Annotated in this window: 22 protein-coding genes; 18 read left to right on the top strand and 4 right to left on the bottom strand. The window is 64.6% G+C overall.

The window, feature by feature from the left end; translation table 11 throughout:
• Positions 1 to 11 precede the first annotated feature (11 nt).
• The 14 genes from mtnP (at position 12) to ACWHYV_RS16395 (ending at position 12,889) form a co-directional block, all read left to right on the top strand.
• A complete protein-coding gene (mtnP, locus tag ACWHYV_RS16460; RefSeq protein ID WP_447977582.1) occupies positions 12 to 905 on the top strand; it encodes an S-methyl-5'-thioadenosine phosphorylase in 894 nt (297 codons plus the stop codon).
• Positions 905 to 1,819 (top strand): PfkB family carbohydrate kinase, encoded by a 915-nt coding sequence (locus ACWHYV_RS16455; protein WP_447977581.1) that lies wholly within the window; start codon positions 905 to 907, stop codon positions 1,817 to 1,819. The genes mtnP and ACWHYV_RS16455 overlap by 1 nt, the downstream gene beginning before the upstream one ends.
• Complete coding sequence (locus ACWHYV_RS16450; protein ID WP_447977580.1) at positions 1,816 to 2,502, top strand: tetratricopeptide repeat protein; 687 nt, start codon at positions 1,816 to 1,818, stop codon at positions 2,500 to 2,502. Before ACWHYV_RS16455 ends, ACWHYV_RS16450 begins: the two co-directional genes overlap by 4 nt.
• Before the next feature lie 5 nt (positions 2,503 to 2,507).
• Complete coding sequence (locus tag ACWHYV_RS16445) at positions 2,508 to 3,377, top strand: helix-turn-helix domain-containing protein (RefSeq protein WP_447977579.1); 870 nt, start codon at positions 2,508 to 2,510, stop codon at positions 3,375 to 3,377.
• A 329-nt stretch (positions 3,378 to 3,706) separates the two neighbouring features.
• Positions 3,707 to 4,162 carry a c-type cytochrome gene (locus ACWHYV_RS16440; protein WP_447977578.1) on the top strand — a complete coding sequence of 152 codons (456 nt, stop codon included), beginning with the start codon at positions 3,707 to 3,709 and terminating at the stop codon, positions 4,160 to 4,162.
• Positions 4,163 to 4,512: 350 nt separating this feature from the next.
• The gene (locus tag ACWHYV_RS16435; protein ID WP_447977577.1) at positions 4,513 to 6,015 is read left to right on the top strand and encodes a DegQ family serine endoprotease; all 1,503 of its coding nucleotides are present in this window, start codon (positions 4,513 to 4,515) and stop codon (positions 6,013 to 6,015) included.
• Between the two features lie 22 nt (positions 6,016 to 6,037).
• Entirely contained in the window at positions 6,038 to 6,967 is a 930-nt protein-coding gene (gene tatC / locus ACWHYV_RS16430) for a twin-arginine translocase subunit TatC (protein WP_447977576.1), read from the top strand.
• A gap of 15 nt (positions 6,968 to 6,982) precedes the next feature.
• Positions 6,983 to 7,465, top strand: a complete 483-nt coding sequence (locus ACWHYV_RS16425; RefSeq protein WP_447977575.1) for a MogA/MoaB family molybdenum cofactor biosynthesis protein — start codon at positions 6,983 to 6,985, stop codon at positions 7,463 to 7,465.
• 148 nt (positions 7,466 to 7,613) lie between these two features.
• Positions 7,614 to 8,567, top strand: a complete 954-nt coding sequence (locus ACWHYV_RS16420) for an Mrp/NBP35 family ATP-binding protein (protein WP_447977574.1) — start codon at positions 7,614 to 7,616, stop codon at positions 8,565 to 8,567.
• 69 nt (positions 8,568 to 8,636) lie between these two features.
• Positions 8,637 to 9,926 (top strand): molybdopterin molybdotransferase MoeA, encoded by a 1,290-nt coding sequence (locus tag ACWHYV_RS16415; RefSeq protein ID WP_447977573.1) that lies wholly within the window; start codon positions 8,637 to 8,639, stop codon positions 9,924 to 9,926.
• Between the two features lie 55 nt (positions 9,927 to 9,981).
• Entirely contained in the window at positions 9,982 to 10,476 is a 495-nt protein-coding gene (mobB, locus tag ACWHYV_RS16410; RefSeq protein WP_447977572.1) for a molybdopterin-guanine dinucleotide biosynthesis protein B, read from the top strand.
• Positions 10,473 to 11,180, top strand: coding sequence for a cytochrome c3 family protein (locus ACWHYV_RS16405; protein ID WP_447977571.1), 708 nt, complete (start codon positions 10,473 to 10,475; stop codon positions 11,178 to 11,180). The genes mobB and ACWHYV_RS16405 overlap by 4 nt, the downstream gene beginning before the upstream one ends.
• A 98-nt stretch (positions 11,181 to 11,278) precedes the next feature.
• Positions 11,279 to 12,007, top strand: a complete 729-nt coding sequence (locus tag ACWHYV_RS16400) for an ABC transporter ATP-binding protein (RefSeq protein ID WP_447977570.1) — start codon at positions 11,279 to 11,281, stop codon at positions 12,005 to 12,007.
• Positions 12,008 to 12,097: 90 nt separating this feature from the next.
• Positions 12,098 to 12,889 (top strand): ABC transporter permease, encoded by a 792-nt coding sequence (locus ACWHYV_RS16395; RefSeq protein ID WP_447977569.1) that lies wholly within the window; start codon positions 12,098 to 12,100, stop codon positions 12,887 to 12,889.
• A 40-nt stretch (positions 12,890 to 12,929) separates the two neighbouring features.
• Here the strand turns inward: ACWHYV_RS16395 and ACWHYV_RS16390 are convergent, their stop codons facing one another.
• On the bottom strand, positions 12,930 to 14,267 hold the full coding sequence (locus ACWHYV_RS16390; protein ID WP_447977568.1) for an MFS transporter: 1,338 nt from the start codon (positions 14,265 to 14,267) through the stop codon (positions 12,930 to 12,932).
• 91 nt (positions 14,268 to 14,358) lie between these two features.
• On the opposite strand from ACWHYV_RS16390, the gene ACWHYV_RS16385 reads away from it, so the two are divergent.
• A complete protein-coding gene (locus ACWHYV_RS16385) occupies positions 14,359 to 14,766 on the top strand; it encodes a hypothetical protein (protein WP_447977567.1) in 408 nt (135 codons plus the stop codon).
• Between the two features lie 263 nt (positions 14,767 to 15,029).
• Positions 15,030 to 15,344, top strand: a complete 315-nt coding sequence (locus ACWHYV_RS16380; protein ID WP_447977566.1) for an RNA recognition motif domain-containing protein — start codon at positions 15,030 to 15,032, stop codon at positions 15,342 to 15,344.
• A 50-nt stretch (positions 15,345 to 15,394) separates the two neighbouring features.
• On the opposite strand, the gene ACWHYV_RS16375 is transcribed toward ACWHYV_RS16380, so the two are convergent.
• Complete coding sequence (locus tag ACWHYV_RS16375) at positions 15,395 to 15,892, bottom strand: response regulator (protein ID WP_447977565.1); 498 nt, start codon at positions 15,890 to 15,892, stop codon at positions 15,395 to 15,397.
• Positions 15,893 to 16,082: 190 nt separating this feature from the next.
• On the opposite strand from ACWHYV_RS16375, the gene ACWHYV_RS16370 reads away from it, so the two are divergent.
• Positions 16,083 to 16,619: an FKBP-type peptidyl-prolyl cis-trans isomerase gene (locus ACWHYV_RS16370; RefSeq protein WP_447977564.1), complete on the top strand. Its 537-nt coding sequence runs from the start codon at positions 16,083 to 16,085 to the stop codon at positions 16,617 to 16,619.
• A gap of 58 nt (positions 16,620 to 16,677) precedes the next feature.
• Here ACWHYV_RS16370 and ACWHYV_RS16365 read toward each other — a convergent pair whose 3' ends face one another.
• Positions 16,678 to 18,120, bottom strand: coding sequence for an Rqc2 family fibronectin-binding protein (locus ACWHYV_RS16365; RefSeq protein ID WP_447977563.1), 1,443 nt, complete (start codon positions 18,118 to 18,120; stop codon positions 16,678 to 16,680).
• Between the two features lie 119 nt (positions 18,121 to 18,239).
• Positions 18,240 to 18,509 carry a hypothetical protein gene (locus ACWHYV_RS16360; protein WP_447977562.1) on the bottom strand — a complete coding sequence of 90 codons (270 nt, stop codon included), beginning with the start codon at positions 18,507 to 18,509 and terminating at the stop codon, positions 18,240 to 18,242.
• A gap of 130 nt (positions 18,510 to 18,639) precedes the next feature.
• On the opposite strand from ACWHYV_RS16360, the gene ACWHYV_RS16355 reads away from it, so the two are divergent.
• The gene (locus ACWHYV_RS16355; RefSeq protein ID WP_447977561.1) at positions 18,640 to 21,039 is read left to right on the top strand and encodes an endonuclease MutS2; all 2,400 of its coding nucleotides are present in this window, start codon (positions 18,640 to 18,642) and stop codon (positions 21,037 to 21,039) included.
• Positions 21,040 to 21,263 lie beyond the last annotated feature (224 nt).

Raw genomic sequence — 21,263 nt, 5'->3', positions numbered from 1 at the left:
GAGGACGGATCATGGCGCGGGCGGCACAGGCACTGGCGGAAATCGGGGTCATCGGCGGCAGCGGGCTGTATGCGATGGACGGATTGGACCGCGTCCGGGAGGTTCGGGTCAAGACGCCGTTCGGGGACCCGTCGGATGCACTGGTCGTCGGGATGCTCGACGGCGTCGGCATCGCCTTTCTCGCCCGGCATGGACGCGGCCATCGGCTGTCGCCGAGCGAGATCAATTATCGGGCGAACATCTACGCCCTGAGATCGCTCGGCGTCACGCGCGTCGTCTCGGTCAGCGCCGTCGGCAGCATGAGCGAGCGGGTCAAGCCCGGGGATATCGTGCTCCCCGACCAGTTCATCGATTTGACCAAGCGCCGGGACAGCAGTTTTTTTACCGGCGGCGTCGTCGCGCACGTCGCGTTCGGCCAGCCGATCTGCCGCACGGTCCAACGGGCGCTCTCCGATGCCGCGCACGCCGTCGGAGCGTCGGTCCACGAGCGCGGCAGCTATGTGTGCATCGAAGGCCCGCAGTTCAGCACGAAAGCGGAATCGCTCCTCTATCGACAATGGGGCGTGGATGTGATCGGCATGACGAACATGCCGGAGGCCAAGCTGGCCCGGGAAGCCGAGCTCTGCTACGCCACGATGGCGTTGGTGACGGACTATGATTGCTGGCACGAAAGCGAGGAGGCGGTCACCGTCGACATGATCCTGGCCATCCTGCACAAGAACGTGGAAGCCGCCAAGCGCGTGATCCGCGGGGCGATCGCCGTGGCACGGGAGCCGCGGGACTGCGGCTGCGGGTCGGCGTTGAAACAGGCGGTCGTGACGGCGCCCGAGGCCATTCCGCCCCGCACGCGGGCCAAGCTCGAGCTGCTGATCGGCCGCTATCTGCCGAAGAAAGGGGGCCGGTGATGGGACGCTTGCTCGTCGTCGGCTCCGTGGCGCTCGACACCGTTCGCACCCCGTTCGGCGAGGTGCAAGAGGTCTTGGGCGGCTCGGCCACCTATTTTTCCGTCGCCGCCAGCTACTTCACCAACGTCGAGCTCATCGCCGTGGTCGGTCAGGATTTTCCCGAGCAGCACGTGGCCTTTTTGAAGAGCCGGCAGATCGACCTTGCCGGGCTGGAGCGCCGACCCGGGGAGACCTTCCGGTGGAAGGGGGAGTATACCTACCAGTTGAACGAAGCCCGCACGCTCGATACACGTTTGAACGTCTTCGAGACGTTCCGTCCCAAGATTCCCGAGCGCTATCGCTCGCCCGATATGCTGTTTCTGGGCAACATCGATCCCGAGCTCCAGCTCGACGTGCTGAAACAGGTCGAGCGGCCGTCGCTCGTCGCGTGCGATACGATGAATTTCTGGATCGAAGGCAAGCGCGAGGCGCTGTGGCGCGTCCTCGAGCACGTCGATGTCTTGATCATCAACGACGGCGAGGCTCGGCTGCTGGGCCAGGACTCCAACCTCGTGCAGGTGGCCAAGACCGTGTTGGCCAAGGGTCCGAAGCATCTGATCATCAAGCGCGGAGAATATGGGGTCCTGATGTTCAACGAGAAACAGGCGTTCGGTGCTCCCGCCTACCCCCTGGAGCAGGTCAAGGACCCGACCGGGGCCGGGGACACGTTTGCGGGCGGGTTCATGGGGTATCTGTCCGCGACCGGGAATGACTCGGATGCCGCGATCCGGCAGGCGATCATCTTCGGCAGCGTGATGGCGTCGTTCACCGTGGAAGCCTTCAGCCTTGACCGCCTCCGGAATCTGGACTACAAGGAAATCGAGGCACGATTCCGGGAATTCAAGCGATTGACGCATTTCGAGGACCTTACGTGAGCCGACCAACGAGCGCCGCGTCCCGCCCGCCCGAGCGGTCGCTCCGCGTCCTCGGGGCCGTCTGCGTCCTTCTGCTGCTGGGGGCGTGCGCCAGCGAAGAGAAGATGCAGATGGCCAAAGGGCACTACCAGGAGGGCCTGGCCTTCCTCGACGGCGACCGGCAACAGGCGTTCGTCGCGTTCCAGAAGGCGATCCAGCTCAATCCCAAGCACAAAGAATCCCACTACTCGCTCGGACATCTGTACGCGCTCCAGGGAAAGTACCCGCAGGCCGAAGAGTCGTTCCGTGAAGCGTTGCGCATCGATCCCGATTACTCGGAAGCGCACAATTATCTGGGACAGGTGCTCGAGCGGCAGCAGCGATGGCCCGAAGCCATCCAGGAGTATCGCCGCGCGCTGGCCAATCCGCTCTATGCCACGCCCGACAAGGCTTGGTTCAATCTGGGGCGAGCCCTCGCGCATGAAGGCGACATCGAGAACGCCGCCCAAGCATTCGAGGACGCACTGCTCATCAGCCCCGCCTCGGTCCCGGCAGCCGTGCTGAACCTCGAGTTGGGGCGCGTCTATTCTCGTCTGGGGTATCAGGCGAAGGCCAGGGAAACGCTGGCCCGAGTCCAAGCACTCGACAAGGGAGGGCAATACGCGGCGGAAGCCGGCAGGTTGATGGAGCGGCTCAAGCCGTAACGACCATGGAGTCCATTGGGGAGTTTTTCAGGCAGGTTCGAGAAACGAAGGGGCTCACGCTCGACGATGTGGCCTCCAAGACGCGCATCCATCCGGACTTCCTGATCGCGCTCGAAGAAGGCAACTTCACCAAGCTGCCCGATCAGGTGTTCGCGAAGGGATTCGTCCGATCCTACGCCCGGTCGTTGGGATTGGACGAAGAAGACGCCATGCGGCGGTTCGAGGGCTCCGCGGGCGCCTTCTATGAAAAGCAAGCCGAGCGGGAGCTGCTGCGCCTCAAACAGGTGCAGGATGACCGGCGGCGGAAGGCCAACCGAAAGGTCGTCTTGGCCGCGCTGGGGGTGGCGCTCCTGGGACTCGTGCTCCTGATGTCCAAGGAGCGCACGGGATCGGTCCCCGTCCATCACGGCATCGAGACGGAGTCGAGCAGCAAGCCGGCGCCCCCGCCGATCGCGCCGACGCCGGCCGAAGTGAAGGGCTCGGAGGCGGGCAAAGATCAAGCTCCGGCCGTCGTGCCGGCTGTATCCGCGCCCCCGTCGGCGCTCGTTCCCGTCTCGCCGGTGCTTCCCCCGGGCGACGAGAGTATTCCTACCAAAGTGCGAACCGACTCGCTGCTCGGCAGTGTCGTCTCGGACAGCCCGCTGGTTCTCGATGTCGAGGCGTTGGAGTTGACCTGGGTCGTCGTGCAAGTCGATGGAGGCAGCCCGGAGGAGGCCTTGATGAGGCCCGGGGAGCGTGTCCAGTGGAAAGGGAACGATCGTTTTACGTTGACCCTCGGAAATGCCGGCGGCGTCCGGGTTGCGCTCAACGGCAAGGAACAGGGCCCGTTTGGGCCCAGCGGAAAGGTGGCGCGGGACATTGTGCTGAAAAAATAGCTCGTCGTGGGGCGGTTCTGTCCCGTGCGGCCACAGCGGCTGGGGCGAAATCGTGTAGGTGAGTCAGGCAGCCGCCGTCTCTTCCCCTCTCTCAAGAGAGTTTCCCAACAGAAGAAGAGCCCTTGCGCATCTCGCGCCTAGCCGCCCGGGACTACCCGATGGCATGATGTTTGAGGTGGCTTCCGAAGGGGACGGAGGAGGCGGCGTTTTGCTTGACAAAGGCGAAGGGGCATTGCTATAGTGCCGCCGCTTTTGGCTTGAGTAGAGCTGCCAGCCTATTTATCAACATCCATTTTACATCGGTGATTTCACACAAAGGAGGAGCCGTGATGGGGTACTTTGCGAAGTCCGTCGGTGTGCTGTCCGCACTCATGTTCGTTGCCGCGACTGTGGCGGTCGCGGAGGAGCGTGACCCACTCAAGCCGCGCGTCCCGCCCGATCAAATTGCAGAAGCCAAGGGCCTGAAGAATCCGGTCGCCGCGACGCCGGAGAACATCGCCAAGGGGAAGGCGCTGTTCGAGGGGAAGGGCACCTGCTTCAATTGCCATGGCAAGGAAGGCAAGGGCGATGGCCCGGCCGGTCAGATCCTGAACCCCAGCCCACGGAATTTCACCAACTGTAAGTTCCATAAGAAGCGGAAGGACGGCGAGCTGTTTTGGGTGATCAAGAACGGCAGCCCGGGGACCGGTATGGTCCCGCTGATTCCGGCCGCGATCAATGAAGAAGAAGCGTGGACGATCATCAACTACGAGCGGAGCTTTTGCAAGGATAAGGGCGGCGAGTAAGATCTCGCTCAGCGTACCGGGCGGAGGGGAGAAATCCTCTCCGCTCTTTTTTTGGCCTCTTCCTGATCCGGCGGTCTCATCCGCTTCCAACGCTGCTCCTGCTCCTTCTCCTCGACGGCGACTTCGGTTCGCCGGTTTCTTCGTCCCGCACTTCGAGCCGCTCGAGCGCTGAACCAACGATCAGGACAGCGGGGTCGTGCTCGGTTTCCCAGGTTTTTGCCTTTGAACGGGAACGAGAGGTTAGTGTAAAATTGATCCGTTTTCCACAAGCAATCGAGCGAGACCAGCCAACACCGCCATAGTCATTGAGGGATCCCACAATGGAAACCATCGTCCGTGGACGTGTGCGTATGACGTGTCTCTGGAAGGCCCTACCCGGTCGCCTCGCGGCCGCCCTGCTGTGCGTCAGCATGGTCGGAATCAGCCCGTTTTCGGTGCCCTCGGATGCTGCGATCCCGCCGGCCGGCCTGCAAAGCTTCGCCGACATCGTGAAGAAAGTGACCCCGGCCGTCGTCAACGTGGCCGTCGTCGGTGGGGGAGAAGGCCGGCCTGGACGCCGCCCGCTCCCGCCCGGTCCGTTTGGAGGCCCGCCCGGTGGAGGGCCTCCGGGTGAAGAGCCGCCAGGCATGGAGCCGCCCGGGCCGCCTCCGATCCCCGGACCCCACGGCCGGCCCGAGCAGAGCGCGGGCTCCGGCGTGATCGTCGATCCGCATGGGTACATCCTCACCAACAATCATGTGGTCGACAACGCCACCGAAATCACGGTCACGCTCAGCGACAGCCGGGAATTCAAAGCCAAGGTGATCGGGGCGGATCCCAAGACCGATCTTGCCGTGATCAAGATCGAAGCGGACAATTTGCCCGCGTTGAAGTGGGCGGACTACGACAAGTTGCAGGTGGGCGACTTCGTCCTGGCCATCGGCAGCCCGTTCGGGCTGAACTCGACCGTCACCTTCGGGATCATCAGCGCCCTCGGCCGTGGAAACGTCGGCATCGCCGACTACGAGGACTTCATCCAGACGGATGCGGCCATCAATCCCGGGAACTCCGGCGGCGCCTTGGTCAACATGAACGGCGAGCTGATCGGCATCAACACCGCGATCTTCTCCCGGACCGGCGGATCGGAGGGGATCGGGTTCGCGATTCCCAGCACGATCGCGATGGACGTGACCGAATCGCTCATGAAAACCGGAAAAGTGGTGCGCGGCTGGCTCGGTATCGCGATCCAGGAGATCACGCCGGCGCTGGCGAAGTCCTTCAAGTTGCCCGAGCAGAAGCGAAGCGGTGTCCTGATCAGCGATGTCAACGAGGACGGCCCGTCGGCCAGCGCCGGGCTCAAGCGTGGCGACGTCATCATCGCCTTCGACGACAAGGAGGTGAAGAACGTCAGCCAGCTCCGCAACATGGTGGCGCGCACGCTCGTCGGCCGGTCGGCCCGGCTGAAGATTCTCCGCGAGGGCAAGGAACAGACCCTCACGGTCAAGGTCGGGGAGCGACCGTCGGATGAGATGCTGGCCCGCAAGGAGCCGGCCGCTCCCCCGCAAGAAACCGTCAAGCCGCCGGACAACGTCCTCGCCGCGTTGCGCGTGCAGGCGTTGGATGCCGCGATGATGAGCCAGTTGAACTTGCCGAGCAAGACGACGGGGGTCGTGATCAACCAAGTCGAGCCGGGCAGCGCGGCGGAGCAGGCCGGGCTGCAGCGGGGCGACGTGATCCAGGAGATCAATCACGAGCCGGTCAAGTCGCTGGAGGACTACCAGAAGGCGGCGGCGAAGATCAAGAAAGAGGAAATGGCGGTCCTCCTGCTGAGCCGGCAAGGGAACAACTTGTTCGTGGCGGTGAACCCGAAGTAGTGCGACGGCACCGAGGGCACGCGTGAATTTCAAGCACCTTGGGAAGTGGCTCCAGGACTCCGTCTTCGCGCCGCTCGAAGACAAGAAGATGCCGGTCATGGAGCACCTCGTCGAGCTCCAGGTTCGGCTCACGCGTGCCGTCATCGTGGTGGGGCTGGTCTTCGTCGCCACCTTTTTCTTCGCCGATACTCTCGTGCAGTGGTTGCGCGTGCCGCTCCAGAACATGTTCGTGCCCGGAAAGCTGGAGTGGGTGCCGACCGATCTCCCCACGATCCCATTCGTCTTCCTGGCGCCCGCCGAGGCGCTGTGGCAGAACGTCAAGGTGGCGGGCCTCTTCGCCCTCGTGCTCGCCACCCCGTACGTGTTGTGGGAAGTCTGGCAGTTCGTCGTGCCGGGGTTGCACAGCCACGAGCGGCGGTTCGTCGGCCCCTTTGTGTTGATCAGCACCGCCGCCTTCTACTCGGGGGTGCTCTTTTCGTTCTTTTTCGTGCTCCCGTTCGCGCTGAACTTCCTGATCTCCTATGGCGTGAACTCCGGGTTCATCCCGCAACTGTCGATCGCGCAATACGTCGGATTCGCGCTTTGGTTTCTGCTCGTCTTCGGGCTGATCTTCGAGGTCCCGCTGGCGATCACGCTGATGGCGAAGCTCGGCTGGGTGACCGCCCCCTTTTTGAAGCGCTACCGGAAGTGGGCGTTTCTCGGCGCCTTCCTCGTCGCCGCGATCCTCACCCCGACCCCGGATCCCTTCAATCAGTGCTTGATGGCGCTCCCCATGTACGTGTTCTATGAGGTGGGGATCATCAGCGCGGGTATCTTCGGGAGACGGCCGAAGGCGGAGGACCAGGCATCGGCCGCGCCGTCGCGCGCCGGAGCCGGCATCCCGATTCCGAAGCCGGCCATGGCCGGCACCGGGGACTACGTGTCCGTTCCGGATTCCTCACGGCGGCGGTGATGGAGCCGCCGCGCCATGCTTCGCGTCTCGATTCTCGTCGTCAGCACGAAGATCCTCGCACAGGAAGAGCCGGATCGAGGGCGCGACGACCTCGAGCAGATCGTGCGGAATCTGCCGGCGACGGTGATTTCGTATGACGTCGTGCCCGATGACCGGAAGTGGATTCGCGATCAATTGATCCGGGTCTGTGACGACCACGGGCCCGACGTGCTCTTGACGATCGGCGGCACCGGCGTCCGACCGAGCGACTGGACGCCGGAAGCCACGCGGGACGTGATCGACAAGGAGATCCCGGGCATGGCCGAAGCCATGCGACAGGAGAGCTTGAAGAAGGTGCGAACGGCCATGCTGTCACGGGCGACGGCGGGCATTCGCAAACACACGCTGATCATCAATCTCCCGGGGAGCCCCAAAGGCGTCAAGGAGAACCTGTCGGTCATCCTGCCGGTGCTCGATCACGCCGTCGAGAAGATCCGGTCCGACCGACGTGACGAGTGACGTGTCGAACGACCGTCTGGAGCGAACCGTCTGAGTGGCGAGGAGGTCGGGAGCAGTCGCGCCGCGCAGGGGCGGCACGGGGAGGGCCGCCTGAGTGGCGGTCGGACAATCGCCTGAGGGGATCACAGGATCGGAACGGAGACGCGCAATGCCGAAAGAACTGAACATCATCCAACCGTCCGGCGCCGGGAGCGGAGATACCTGCACCTATTTGTGGGCGTGCGCGATCTGCGACGAAACGGAGCGCTGTCAAAAGGACAAGGAAGGGCACAGCCGGTGGCTCGTGGCGAAGCGGATGGAGCGGATCGAGCACAAGGTCCTCGTCATGAGCAACAAAGGAGGGGTCGGCAAGAGCACGGTGACGACCAACCTTGCCGTGAGCCTGGCGTTGAAGGGGTATGAGGTCGGGATCTGCGATATGGACATCCACGGCCCCAACATTCCCAAGATGGTGGGCGCCGAGGGGCAGAAGCTCAAAATCAGCACGACCGGCGGCATCATCCCCTTCCAGGCGTACAATCTGAAAATCGCCTCGATGTCGTTCCTGCTCCAGAATCCCGACGATCCCATCATCTGGCGCGATGCGTACAAATATGAATTCATCAACCAGTTGCTCGGCGGTGTCGAGTGGCAGGACTTGAACTTCCTGCTGATCGATCTACCGCCGGGAACGGGCAATGAGTCGGTCACGACCATCGATTTGTTGGGGAGCGTGACGGGGGCGGTGATCGTGACCACTCCGCAAGAGGTGGCGCTCCTCGACTCCCGGAAGTCCGTCACCTTCTGCAAGGACAGCGAGGTCCCGATCATCGGCATCGTCGAGAACATGAGCGGTCTGGATTGCCCCCACTGCGGAAAGCACATCGAGGTGTTTCGCAAGGGGGGCGGGGAGGCGTCGGCGATGGATATGGGCGTGCCGTTTCTGGGGCGGATTCCGCTCGACCCGGAGGTCGTCACCCAGAGCGACGCCGGCGAGCCGTTCGCCATGTTCTACTCGGACACGCCGACCGCCGAGGCCTATCACACGATCGCCAACAAGGTCGACGCGTTCTGTAAGAAGAGCGGCTCCTTGCTGCGCGTCGCACCACGGCACCATCACTGACGGGACAGGCGACATGCTTCGAAGCGCGGCACCCAAGCCTCCTCTTTGCTCGAGACCTGGCAGGACGTCATGGATCTGAAACAGTCTGATCTCACGCCCTTGGACGAGGCGCAGAAGATCGTGCTGGAGGCGGCACGACCGCTCGGGCTCGAGAAGATCGGTCTCCTCGATGCGCTCGGCCGGGTGTTGGGTGAGGACATCGTCGCCACACGGGACAATCCGCCGTGGGACAATTCGGCGATGGACGGCTTTGCCGTGCGCTGGGAGGATCTCAAGCAGGAGCACGCGATCGGCAAGCCGGTCGTCTTGAAGGTGATCGAGGAAGTGCCGGCCGGCAAGGTGGCGACCAAGGCCGTCGGGCCGGGTCAGGCGATTCGGATCATGACCGGTGCGCCGATCCCCAAAGGGGCCAATGCCGTCGTGAAGGTGGAAGAGACGGAGCCGTCCGCGGACGCCGTCAGGATTTTCAAGCCCGTCGAGCCGCGCGCCAACATCCGACCCCAGGGGGAGGACGTGAAGCGGGGGGATTGCATCATCCCCAAGGGGACGCCGATCCGCCCGGCCGAGGCCGGCATGCTCGCGATGCTGGCCAAGTCCTTCGTGCTCGTGTACCAGCGACCGCGGGTGGCGATCCTCTCGACCGGAGACGAGCTGGCCGATCTCGATGAACGCTTCAACGAGGACAAGATCATCAATTCGAACAGTTACGGGATCGCCGCAGCCGTCCAGGAAGCGGGAGGCATTCCCATTCTGCTCGGGATCGCGCCCGATCATCCGGCGGCCCTCAAGGAGAAGATCGGGCACGGATTGAATGCGGACATCCTCGTGCTCTCCGGCGGGGTTTCGATGGGCGACTATGACTTTACGAAGGCCGTGTTCAAGGAGTTGGGGGCCGAGATGAATTTCTGGAAGCTCGCCATCCGTCCCGGGCAACCCCTCGCCTTCGGCAAGATCCAGGGGAAGCTCGCCTTCGGGCTTCCCGGTAACCCGGTTTCCTCGATGGTGACGTTCGAGCAGCTCGTCCGTCCGACGATGCTCAAGATGTCCGGCCGCCGCACGCTCGGTCGTCCGGTGGTCGAGGCCGTCTTCCAAGAGACGTTTTCCAAGCGAGCCGACCGGCGCCATTTCCTGCGCGGGGTCCTGAGCCGCGAGGGAGGCGTCTTGAAGGTACGGACCACCGGGGATCAGGGGTCGGGCATCCTGACGTCGATGGTCAAGGCCAATTGCTTGATCGATGTGCCGGAGCACGTGGAGCGCCTCACCCCGGGGGACCGGGTGACGGTGCAGATTCTGGCGCCGGGGATCTGGTCCAACGAGCATCAGGCGGCTGCGACCGGCCATCCCGCTGATTGTTGCTGACGTCGGCGTGCTTGACGCATTCACTTCTGCGCCTAGGGGCGAGTGACGAGGGATCATGGCGGTTCCGATCCTTAGTTTCGTCGGTCGCTCGAACAGCGGCAAGACCACGCTGATCGAGCGGCTCATTCCGGAATTGGTCCTGGCCGGCTATCGGGTCGCCACGATCAAGCACGCCGGGCATGGCTTCGACTTGGACACCGAGGGCAAGGATAGTTGGCGGCACAAGCGCGCCGGAGCCAGCAGCGTCATCGTCGTGTCGAAGGGCAGCCTGGCCCTGTTTTCGGATGTCTCGAGCGAGATTCGCGTCGAGGAGCTGCGCGAGCGCTTTTTGAGCCGGGATCTGGACCTCATCATCGCCGAGGGCTGGAAGAGCGAGGGATTCCCCAAGATCGTCGTCGTCCGGGACCAAATCGGAGAAGTGCCGGTCTCGCCTGAAGGGATCCTGGCCGTCGTGTCGAACCATCCGGTCGACGTCTCGGTGCCCGTCTTCGATCCGGATGACGTCAAAGGACTCTGCGAGCTGATCGTCCGCCGCTTTCCCAAGCAATGAGACGCAGACCCCAGGCTCTCGTCATACTGGCGATCGTAGCCGGCGCCGTGATCCTGGGGGGGGCAGCGGTCCCGATCACCAACCATCCCGAGTTCTGCGCGAGCTGCCATACGATCAAACCCGCCTACGACACGTGGAAGGTCTCCACGCACAGGGAGGTTACGTGCGTCGCGTGTCACGTCCGCCCCGGGATTGAGAATTGGCTGCACGACAAGGCCTGGAACGGCAGCAAGGACTTGGCCATCTATCTCTTCGGGACCCCGACCGAGCCGGACAACCTCGACGCACGAGTCGATTCCAGCGTCTGCATCGGCTGTCATCAGGCGGTCCTCCGCGTCTCGGAGGTCGCCCCGCGCGATTTACCGCCTCCCGTGCAGGACGTGGGGCTCGTGATGAGCCACCGCAAGCACATGGCCGCGTTCGCCAAGCGCGGGCAGGGAGAAGGGTGTACGACCTGTCATTCCCGCGTGGTGCACGGGACGCCGATCAAAGGCTATCCGATCGTGATCCCTCGAGGTCACGTAGCCGAGGATGGCCAGCCCTACTTCCCGCCTCACCCCGAGGGCACGACCTTGCGCACCAAGGCGCTGGCCGACTGTTTCCGTTGTCATGACGGCACGACGGAGTATGAAGGGAAGACGCTGAGCAAGAAGTGCGAGACGTGCCATCTTCCCGAGAGGATCCAGAACTTTTTGTTCAACTGAGAGGCGATACGGCGGTGACCCTCAGCCGCCCGTTTCATAGTGTAGAATCGAACGTTGACGATCGATCCGTACCGGCCGTGACAGCCGGACACCCGCACATGCCCCCTCCAATCGTCCAGGTCACCGACCTTTCGAAGCGCTTCGGGGATTTCACCGCCGTCGACGGGATCTCGTTCGAGATCCGGGAGGGGGAAATCCTCGGCCTGCTCGGCCCCAACGGGGCCGGGAAGACCACCACGATCCAGATGTTGCTCGGGTTGGTGACGCCGAGTGCGGGATCGATCCGGATGTTCGGGCTGGATCTGGAGCGCGATCGCGAATCGATCCTGAGCCGCGTGAATTTTTCCTCTACGTACATCTCGATGCCGTACGCGCTCACCGTCGAGGAAAACCTCCGGTTCATCGCGCGGCTGTACGGGATGGATGAGATCATGCGGCGGATCGACGAGGTGGTGAAGATTCTGGAAATGGAGGAGTTTCGGCACAAGGTCACGCGAAAGCTGTCGTCCGGGCAGATGACGCGGCTCGCGCTGGCGAAGGCCATCCTGACCGAGCCGAAGGTCCTGTTCTTGGATGAGCCGACGGCGAGCCTCGACCCCGACATCGCGCACAAGATCCGGAGCGTCCTCAAAGAGGTGCGGCGCTCCACGGGGCTCAGCATCCTCTACACCTCGCACAACATGCGCGAGATGGAAGAGATGTCCGATCGGATCATCTTCCTGCAGCGCGGCAAGATCGTCGCGCAAGGGACCGCCCAAGAGATCGTCGACCGGTTCGGCCAACAGGACCTGGAGGAAGTGTTCCTGAAGCTGGCGAGAGAGCAGTGAGTAAGACAGGGGGTATGGGATAGTGGGTTAAGGGGGTAAGACATTCTGCCCTTATCCCCTTACCCCATACCCCTTTACCTCCATTCAGCGATGAAACTGCACCGGATCTCGGCGCTGATCGCGCGTCATCTCTACCTCTACCGGCGGAGCCTGCCCCGCCTGATGGAGATCTTCTACTGGCCCTTCCTCGACCTGGTCGTCTGGGGGTTCATCACCGTCTATTTGATGCGATTTCAGGGACAATTGCCCGGGGTCGTCACGTTTTTCCTCGGCGCGCTGATCCTCTGGGACGTGCTGTTCCGGGCGCAACAGGGCATCACGATCTCCTTTCTCGAGGAGATTTGGGCCCGCAACCTGATGAACCTCTTTGCCAGCCCGCTCAAGCCCAGCGAGTTCCTTGCGGCCACGATGGCGCTCAGCGTGTTCAAGGTGACCGCCGTCTCCATCGTCATGGTCGTCGCGGCCCTCGTCTTCTATGACTACAACATCTTCAAAATCGGCTTGGCGCTCGTCCCGTTCGTCTTCAACCTGTTGATCGCCGGCTGGACGATCGGGGTCCTGACGACCTCGCTGATCATGCGCTTCGGCCAGGAAGCGGAAGTGCTCGCATGGGGTATGGTCTTCCTGTTCCAACCGATTTCATGCGTCTTCTATCCGATGGAGGTCCTGCCCGCCTGGCTGCAACCGGTCGCATGGGCCAATCCGGCGGCGCACGTCTTCGAAGGCATGCGGACGGTCGTTGCGACCGGCGGTTTTTCCCACATCCATTTCACCTGGGCGGTCGCGCTCAACCTCGTCTACCTCACCGCGATGATCGCCTGGTTCCACCACACGTTCAACGTCTGCAAGGAGCAAGGCTCGCTCGTCCGGGTCGGCGAATAATCGGGCCGGCGGCTGTACTCGTTCAGGCGCGGGCCCGGCCCTACTCCGGCAGCGGCCGTCCCTTGGTTTCCGGGGCGAACGGGAGAATCAACAGGCCGGCGAGATAGATCAGCGACACGGCGGCGACGGCATGCCCGAAGCCGCCAAGCGTCGAGACCAGAAGGCCGGTGAGAAACGGGCCGACGGAGGCGAGGACCCGGCCGGCATTGAAGCAAAAGCCGGCGCCGGTCGCCCGCAGCGGGGTGGGGTAGAGCTCGGGGAGATAGATGGGGAAGCCGCTGAAGATGCCGTTGTTGAAAAATCCGAGGATGGGAAGCAGCATCAGGACCTGCGCAAAGCTGTGCGGGGTCGAGAACGTGACGGGCAGCATGATCAGGCTTCCCGTGCACATGAGTGCAAAGGCGGCCCGACGACCGAGGCGATCGGCGAGCGGCCCGAAGCTGAGATAGCCGAAGACGGCGCCGACATTGAGCGCCATGATCGCGTAGCTGACGGATCGGGCGGCGGCGCCGGCTGAGAGGCCCTGAAGCTCGGGCAGCGCATGGATGAGGGTGGGAGCCCAATTGGTCGCGCCCCAGAGGCCGAACACGGCGATGAAGGCCAGCCCCGAGCCGACGAGGGTCCGCCGTTTCAACTCCCCGTGGAACAGGTCCGGCAGCTTCATCCACCGTTGCGGTCCGCACTTGAGCTCCTGTTCATGGGCTTTGGTCCACCGCTCCGGCTCCTTGACCCAGGCCCTGATCAGCAGCACGACGAACGCGGGGACGACTCCCACAAGAAACAGGCTTCGCCAGCCGACCCCACCCAGCAGCAGGTTGAAGGCCGCGGCGAGAAAAAATCCGACGGCCCACGCGGACTGAAGGATCCCCGCCGCGCGTGCCCGCTTGTCCTCCGGCCAGGTCTCGGCGACGATCGCCGCGCCCGCCGCCCACTCGCCGCCGATCCCCAAAGCGGTCAGAAAGCGATAGACGGCCAGGTGCCACCAGTCTTGCGACAAGGCTGCAGCGCCGGTGAAAACCGCGTAGAGCAGGATCGTGACGATCAACGTCTTGGTCCGGCCCACGCAGTCCGCCATCAGTCCGAAGAGGATCCCGCCGACCGCCCAGCCGACGAGGAACACGGAAAAGATCACGCCGCCGTACCAACCGATCTTGGCGGAGGGGACGGGATCGCCGGTCGATCCCGCGAGCAGGTCCGCGAGCGCCGGATGGAGAACGAGCGCGTAAATCGTCGCGTCCATGGAATCGAAGACCCAGCCCAGCCAGGCGACGCCCAGGACCAGCCATTGGTAACGCGTCACCCCGTGGGTCCACGCCCACGCTCCACGCGCGGCTACGATCGGCGTCAGGAGTTGGTCTCGGTCGCGCGGCGGCGTCATCGCCTCCCAGGAAATTCGTGTTCCGGCCGATCGGTCGACTTCGGCGCGTGGCGGCTATTCCCATCCCGCCGGCCTCGCGCCATAATACCGCATGCGACGCCTCTGGCTTGCGCTGCTGATCGCCGGACCGTGCTTGGTCGCGCTGTTGGCCTATGACTGGATCGCGGTGATCTCGGCCGCGCGAGGTCCCGCCCGATTGATCGCCTGGGAGGACCTGGCCAGCGGCGCCCTCGAAGACCTTGGCCTGGCTGCCGTCTATGGAATGACGGTCACCCCTCGGGTCGCGGCCACCGTCTCCGGGTATTCCGAAAAGGCGCGCCGCATTTGTTTGGTCATGCTCGGTCTGGGCCTCGCCTGGTATGACGTGATCTGTGCCTGGGCCACGCGCTGGCTGAGCTCGCCTCCGGACCTCGCCGCGACCGTCGTCGTGCTGTTCGTCGTCCCGATCATCGGAGCCCCCTGGTACGTCCGCTGGGTGAGGACGAAAGTCCCCGAGTGAGCGCCTCGTGATCGCACTGACGCGTCATGGCCGGCCTAGCTCTTTCGGTTCGCTTGTGCCGCCTCGGTACCCGTGGTACGATACGTCCACTCCCCGCGCGGCCCGGTGTGGGAGCGTACAGACAGCAGGGCCTCAACCGATGTTGTTTTGTCCGAGTGTGATCGGAAGCCGTCGCTAAGCCGCTCGTTGTTCGCGTCTTCAGCCCGTTCCTTCCCGCGTCCTCGAGTCCAAGACAATATCATTTTCTCTAAGGAGGGACCCGTATGGGTTCGAAGATTTATGTCGGCGGCTTGCCGTATTCGGCGACCGACCAAGAGTTGAACGATCTGTTTGCCACCCACGGCACCGTGGAGTCGGCCCGAGTGATCACGGACCGGTTTACCGGGCAGTCGCGGGGCTTCGGCTTCGTCGAAATGGCCTCGGGGGAGGAAGCCTCGGCGGCCATTGCAGCCCTCAACGGGACGCAGTTCGGCGGCCGAACACTGACGGTCAACGAAGCGCGTCCTCAGGAAGCCCGCTCAGGCGGTGAAGGGCGCGGGCGCGGCGGTGTCGGCGGCCGCGGCGGCCAACGCTGGTAAGCCAGGGTGCATACCGGGGGCGGCGGTCATGGACCGCCGCCCTCGATCCGTTAATCGAACCATTCGATTTCTTGTCCTCCCGCGGCCTTCTTCTTCTCCTTCAGCACGACCGGCGGCCCGCTCAACGCCGCACGCGCCGCCTGGATGAGCGCGTCTCCACTGAACGGCTTCCGGAGAAATGGGAGCGGATCCATGGTGATGCCTCGATTGTTGAGATCGGCTTCGGAGTAGGCGCTGATCAGCAGCACGCGCGTCTCGGGGCGTCGGGCGAGCACCTGATGCACGAGCTCGGAGCCGTGCACCCGAGGAAACGCGGGATTGTCTCCGGCAAGCTGGAGGCCGGGGGGCGGCAGGAAAAGGTCGGCGATCAACAGGTGGATCGGCGCCCTGTGCTCCGCACAGATTTTCAGCGCCTCCGTGCTGCCCGAGGCCTGGAGAACCCGAAAGTGCTGCTCTTCGAGCCGTTGCGCGCAGAGGCGCAGCATCGAGGGGTCGTCGTCGACGACCAAGACGGTCGGTGGGACGGCGGATGGAATCGGATCGGCCATACTGTCTCCTCCTCTCTAGATCGGCTGAAGAACTCCTCAGCTTGAGGTTCGGATGGCGCTCTCCGTCCGGAATGGCTGTGCGGGGCTAGGATACGTCGAATCGCGTAAGAAATCGAGACGCCGGGCTCGGCCGCGTGGCCGAGCCGGGTTTTACTTATTGCCATGGCCGTACACGACAAGGAGGCGGAGCATGGATGAGCGGACGGTGCAATCGACACGAGCAGCGGCCTGGCTTCTCTCGGTGGTGCTGCTCTGGGCCGCCGTCTCCGGCACCCTGACCTGGGCGGGGGACCAGGCCATCCGGATTGCGGAAGGCACCAAGGTCACGTTGGACTACACGTTGGCGCTTCCAGACAAGACCGTCATCGAGACCACCGTCGGGAAGGAGCCGGTCTCGTACGTGCAGGGCCGCCGGGAGATTCTGCCGGGGCTGGAGAAGGCGTTGGCCGGGTTGAAAGCGGGTGACAAGAAGCACGTCACGGTCTCGGCCGACGACGGGTATGGACGGTACGACGAGAAAAAGAAGATGACCGTGACGAAAGACCAGGTGCCCCCGAACGTCAAGGCCGGGACCAGGCTTCGGGCGCAGAACGGTATGGAGGCGACGGTCGTGTCCGTCGAGGGCAACGGGGTCGTCGTCGACCTCAATCACCCGCTGGCCGGGAAGACCCTCGAGTTCGACATCAACATCCTCAAGGTCGAGCAGGAGGACAAGCGGACGAAATAAGCATCGGGGTTGACCCCGCGGCCGGGCCCTGGATTGCCATGAGAGCCGCGCGCCTGGATTAGCGCACCCGCCGCATTTTCAAGCTTTCCAAGCGGGCGCGGTCCAGTGTCACGAACAGGCTCTTTTCGTGATCGACCGCCACGGTTCCGGGCGGCTTCCCCTTGAGCTTGCGAACATACTTGCGCCTCGTGTAGAGGACGTCGCCCTTGCCGCTCTTCTTCAAGTCACTGTACTGCAGCGCCAGGATGGCCGCGTCCCGGAGCGTCTCCGGGGGCGGCTCGGTCCCCTTGTCCAGCCGCACGACGACGTGCGATCCCGGCACGCCTCGGGCGTGCAACCAGAGATCATCCGGCCGCGCTTCTCCGAAGGTCAAACGTTCGTTCTCCTGCGCGTTTCGCCCGACATAGATGGGCAGGCCGTCGCTCGACACGAACCGGCGGAAGGGGCCTTGGGCCTGCCGTGGTTCATCGGTCTGCCGCCCGCGCGGTTCCGGGACTCGGGTGGAGACCCTTGCGGCCTCGAACGTGTCCGGTTGCCACTCGGATGTCTCGACGCGCCGCCGTTCCTCTTTCAGCATGCGGACTTCCTCCTCGGCCTGCGCCAACCGCGGGCGGATCTCCCGTTCCGCGGTCACGTATTTCCGGTGCTTCTTGAAGTAGTCGTCCATGTTGCCCTGAGGACTCTTCGCAGGGTCCAACGGCAGGACCAACTCGGGCAGGGCCGGATCGAAATAATCGATGACCGTGATGCGCTCGGCGCCCTTGGTCACGGCGTGGAGATTGGCCTTCAGCAGCTCGCCGTAGCGGGCGTAGTCGCGATAGCGCGCCGCCTTGTCCAGGTCGGCCCGAAGCGCATCCGCGCGACGGGTGGCTTTCTTCAACCGCTTGCTGATCTCCGCGAGCCGCCGCTCCCGCGCGCGTGTGCCGGCCGTGTCGGCCTCGCGTTGCTCGTACCGCGCGTCGATCCATGAGGAGATCGGGAACGGACCGTCGCCGCTGGCGTCATTCGGGCTTGCCGCGCGGCTCCGACCGGGACCAGGAGGACGAGCGGGCCGGCGGTAGGGCTCCCCGGCATGCGCGCGTCCCTTGGTGAGCGACATCAGGATGCGATCGTCGCCGTCGACCAGGACGAGGTCCGCGGCTCGGCCGGTCAGCTCGGCGATCAGCGAGCAGGGGCCGTCCCGCGCGGTCATACGAAGCCGGACGAGCCGATCCTGGTTGAGTTGCTCGAGTCCTTCGATCTTGGCCCCGTGGATGTGGGCGCGTAAAAACTGGCAGAAGGGCGGCGGGCTTGGCGGATTGGCCAAGCGCCGGCTGAGTAGATGGAGCCGGGCGGTGTCCGGGTCCGCCGAGAGCAAGAGCCGGTGTGTCTGTCCCGGCGTCCGGATCTCGAGCACGATCACCCGAGCCGCCGGTTGAGAGACTCGTTGGACCCAGCCGCCCTGGACGGCCGGCGCGATTTCTTCAAGGACCGCCGTCAGCTCTTCCAGCGAGAGCCCCATCGCTCGAGCCTCTCCGTACCAGAGGCAGTGTGACGGGAGCCCCCGGCAATTGCAAGACGGGCGGGGCTCGGGCACGATACGGCGCCGGCACCCGGTGTAGGCGGCGACCACCGGTGCGGCTATGAGGTCCTGATCAGCCGGTTATAGATGACGGCGCCAAGCAGCCCGAACCCCCAGGCGCCGCCCACGAAGGCCGCGGTCTCTCCGAACAGCCGAAGGGGTTGGATGTCACCGGGGAGCAACGAGGCCACGTCGGCGCCGAAGAATTGCGCGTTGAAGACGAAGATGAACACGGACGGGGCGGCGAGCCGCAGGAGGATCAACACGAGAGCCAGGACCGCAGTCGTCGCACCGAGCGCATGGGCGAATGCCAAGGGACGAATCGGCATGGCGCGTACCCTAGGCCAGCACGAACAGAAAAGCAACGCCGGTCTCGCCGGGCCCTGTCGGGGGCGGGCGCTCCTCGCCGCCTTGCCGTCTGCAGCCGGCTTTCGGTACAGTGCCCGACAATGAGTCGCCATGAGTAGAGCCGACCTCCTGCAGCAAGCGGCGGTCGTGGTCGAGTGGCCGCGCCTGCTCGACGCGCTCGCCGGATACGCGAGATCGACTTTGGGGATGGAATACTGTCGCACCCTGGTCCCCGAAGCCGACTTCGACGCGGCCGTCCTGCGTCTACGGGAAACCGAGGACATGGTCGCGCTTCAGGCCGGTGAGGACCCGTTCCCTTCCCCGGCATGTCCCGATATCCGCGGCGTCCTGAGCCGCGCGGCCAAAGGAGCGGTGCTCGAGGCGCACGAGTTGCGGGATGTGGGGCTGGCGCTCGCGGTCGGGCTCGAGGTCGTTCGCTATATCGCGCGCCATCGAGCGGAGGCACCGGCCGTCGCCGACCTCGCCGCGCCCTTGTCCGACCTGGCGGCATTACAGCGCCTGAAGGAGCATCTCGAGCGATGCATCGATGAGGAAGGGCAGATCAAGGAATCGGCGACGCCGGAGCTGCGGCGTCTGTCGCAGCACGCCGGCGACCTGAAGCAGCACATGCGCCGGCGCCTCGAGACGATTCTGGCCTCCAGCCGCTATGCCGACGTGCTGCAAGAGCAGTATTTCGCGCAGCGTGAGGGCCGCTACGTCGTGCCGGTCAAAGCCGACATGCGCGCCAAAATTCCCGGGATCGTCCACGACGTCTCGTCCAGCGGCGCGACCGTATTTCTGGAGCCCCGCGAGTTGGTCGAATTGAACAATGCGATCAAGGTGGCGGAGCTCGAGGTGGACCGGGAGGTCCGGCGGATCTTGCAGGACCTGTCCGGTGACGTCGCTCGCGACAGCGTCGCGCTCTCGACCGCGGTCGAGGTGTTGGGTCGGCTGGATTGTCTCGCCGCGAAGGCCGCGCTCAGCGGGAGGATCGGGGGCCGTCCAGTGACCCTCAGCGCGGAAGGACGGATCGCCCTGACGGCCGCCCGTCACCCCCTGTTGGTGCTCGCCAAGGACGAGGTGGTGCCGAACGACCTCGTGCTCGATGCTCCCGTCCGCGTGCTCATCATTTCGGGCCCGAATACCGGAGGGAAGACCGTCACGCTCAAGGTCCTCGGGCTCTTTGCCTTGATGGTTCGGGCCGGGTTGCAGCCGCCGTGCGGGCCGGACTCCGAGATGGGCTTCTTCCCCGAGGTCTATGCGGACATCGGGGATGCGCAGGACCTCACCAAAAATCTGTCGAGCTTCTCCGCGCACATGACCCAGATGATCGATCTGCTCAAGGAGGCGGAATCGCGGCCGGCCGGCGCCCCGCCGGCCCTCGTGCTGCTCGATGAGCCGGCGACCTCGACGGACCCTGCCGAAGGGGCGGCGCTGGCCGAGGCGCTGCTGCGTCGTTTGGCCCGCCTCGGCCTGAAGGTCGTCGTGACCACTCATTACAATGCGCTGAAGGCGCTGGGGCAGACGACGCCCGCCTTCATGAACGCGAGCGTCGGGTTTGATGTGAGCACGCTCTCGCCGACGTACCGGGTGATCATGGGCGTGCCGGGCGGTTCCTCGGCGATCGAGATTGCCGGTCGGCTTGGAATGGACGAATCGATTCTCGAGGACGCGCTGCGCCTGGTCCGCCGGGAGGACCGGTCGCTCGAGCGGATGCTGAGCGACCTGCAGGAGAAGCAGCGACGGCTCGAAGCGGATGCGGCGGAAATCGCCGCCTTAAAGAGCCGGACGGAGCGTGCGACACGGGAATCCGAGGCGGTGGCGGCGCGGCTCTCGGCAACCGAACGCGAGGAGCGCAAGCGGCTCAAGAAGCAGTGGGCCGAGGAGTTGGCGCGGGCGCGCACCGAGATTCACGCGGCCTTGGAGGCCTTGAAGAAGGAGCAGACCCGGACCCACGCGAAACAGGCCGCGCAGCGGGTGAGCGAGCTGCACGCGGACGTGAGCCGTCGGTTAGCCGAGGGCGACCATGGCGTGCCCCTGGAGCGCCTTCGTCCGGGCGATTCCGTGGAGCTCATCGGACTCGGCGCGCGCGCCGTCTTGCTCGAAGCGCCCGGAGGCAAGAAACGCGTGAGGGTGCAAATGGGGGGACGCGAGATGTCGGTGGAGGTCTCCTCACTGCTCGGCACCGACGACTCGGCGCTCCCCGAGGCGCCGAGGGCGCCCGCTCCGCCTTTCCGGCCGCGCTCTCCAGCGGCGACGCACGGCGAGGGCGTCGCCGTCCTCGATCTACGAGGAAAGACGGCCGACGAGGCCCTGGACCTGACCGTGGCCGCTCTGGATCGCGCCGCCCTGGCGGGCACTCCGTTTCTGCGACTCATCCATGGACACGGGACGGGGCGGTTGAAAGCCTCGCTGCGTGCGTACTTGCGGGACTCCCCTTACGTAGCCGGGTTCAGGGCCGGGGAGCGCGCCGAAGGCGGCGACGGGGTGACGATCGTCGAACTGAAATAAGCCGACGTCCCTCGTCGTTGGACTGAATGTCCACCCCTTGCCGCGCGTGCGGATGGCTCTGCACGACCGGTTGGTGCATTTGACACGTCCCCTGGCTGAACTCCACCATCCGGCAATCGATCTCCTGCCGGCTGCACTTCTAAGTACTTGGAAACGGAGCCTTCCTCGCTGGCACTCGGCTTGCGACTCGTCGTGGCAACGAGTGGTCTTGCCAGCAAAGGAGG

The organism is Candidatus Nitrospira bockiana, from assembly GCF_965152565.1.
The sequence above is the reverse complement of the archived record's forward strand: the minus strand, read 5'-3'. Positions and strand labels throughout refer to the sequence as shown.

Excerpts from the sequence above, each read along its gene's own strand:
- mtnP (WP_447977582.1), top strand. The coding sequence starts at position 12 with ATGGCGCGGGCGGCACAGGCACTGGCGGAAATCGGGGTCATCGGCGGC.
- ACWHYV_RS16455 (WP_447977581.1), top strand. The coding sequence starts at position 905 with ATGGGACGCTTGCTCGTCGTCGGCTCCGTGGCGCTCGACACCGTTCGC.
- ACWHYV_RS16445 (WP_447977579.1), top strand. The coding sequence starts at position 2,508 with ATGGAGTCCATTGGGGAGTTTTTCAGGCAGGTTCGAGAAACGAAGGGG.
- ACWHYV_RS16440 (WP_447977578.1), top strand. The coding sequence starts at position 3,707 with ATGGGGTACTTTGCGAAGTCCGTCGGTGTGCTGTCCGCACTCATGTTC.
- ACWHYV_RS16435 (WP_447977577.1), top strand. The coding sequence starts at position 4,513 with ATGACGTGTCTCTGGAAGGCCCTACCCGGTCGCCTCGCGGCCGCCCTG.
- ACWHYV_RS16425 (WP_447977575.1), top strand. The coding sequence starts at position 6,983 with ATGCTTCGCGTCTCGATTCTCGTCGTCAGCACGAAGATCCTCGCACAG.
- ACWHYV_RS16420 (WP_447977574.1), top strand. The coding sequence starts at position 7,614 with ATGCCGAAAGAACTGAACATCATCCAACCGTCCGGCGCCGGGAGCGGA.
- ACWHYV_RS16415 (WP_447977573.1), top strand. The coding sequence starts at position 8,637 with ATGGATCTGAAACAGTCTGATCTCACGCCCTTGGACGAGGCGCAGAAG.
- mobB (WP_447977572.1), top strand. The coding sequence starts at position 9,982 with ATGGCGGTTCCGATCCTTAGTTTCGTCGGTCGCTCGAACAGCGGCAAG.
- ACWHYV_RS16405 (WP_447977571.1), top strand. The coding sequence starts at position 10,473 with ATGAGACGCAGACCCCAGGCTCTCGTCATACTGGCGATCGTAGCCGGC.
- ACWHYV_RS16400 (WP_447977570.1), top strand. The coding sequence starts at position 11,279 with ATGCCCCCTCCAATCGTCCAGGTCACCGACCTTTCGAAGCGCTTCGGG.
- ACWHYV_RS16395 (WP_447977569.1), top strand. The coding sequence starts at position 12,098 with ATGAAACTGCACCGGATCTCGGCGCTGATCGCGCGTCATCTCTACCTC.
- ACWHYV_RS16390 (WP_447977568.1), bottom strand. The coding sequence starts at position 14,267 with ATGACGCCGCCGCGCGACCGAGACCAACTCCTGACGCCGATCGTAGCC.
- ACWHYV_RS16385 (WP_447977567.1), top strand. The coding sequence starts at position 14,359 with ATGCGACGCCTCTGGCTTGCGCTGCTGATCGCCGGACCGTGCTTGGTC.
- ACWHYV_RS16380 (WP_447977566.1), top strand. The coding sequence starts at position 15,030 with ATGGGTTCGAAGATTTATGTCGGCGGCTTGCCGTATTCGGCGACCGAC.
- ACWHYV_RS16375 (WP_447977565.1), bottom strand. The coding sequence starts at position 15,892 with ATGGCCGATCCGATTCCATCCGCCGTCCCACCGACCGTCTTGGTCGTC.
- ACWHYV_RS16370 (WP_447977564.1), top strand. The coding sequence starts at position 16,083 with ATGGATGAGCGGACGGTGCAATCGACACGAGCAGCGGCCTGGCTTCTC.
- ACWHYV_RS16365 (WP_447977563.1), bottom strand. The coding sequence starts at position 18,120 with ATGGGGCTCTCGCTGGAAGAGCTGACGGCGGTCCTTGAAGAAATCGCG.
- ACWHYV_RS16360 (WP_447977562.1), bottom strand. The coding sequence starts at position 18,509 with ATGCCGATTCGTCCCTTGGCATTCGCCCATGCGCTCGGTGCGACGACT.
- ACWHYV_RS16355 (WP_447977561.1), top strand. The coding sequence starts at position 18,640 with ATGAGTAGAGCCGACCTCCTGCAGCAAGCGGCGGTCGTGGTCGAGTGG.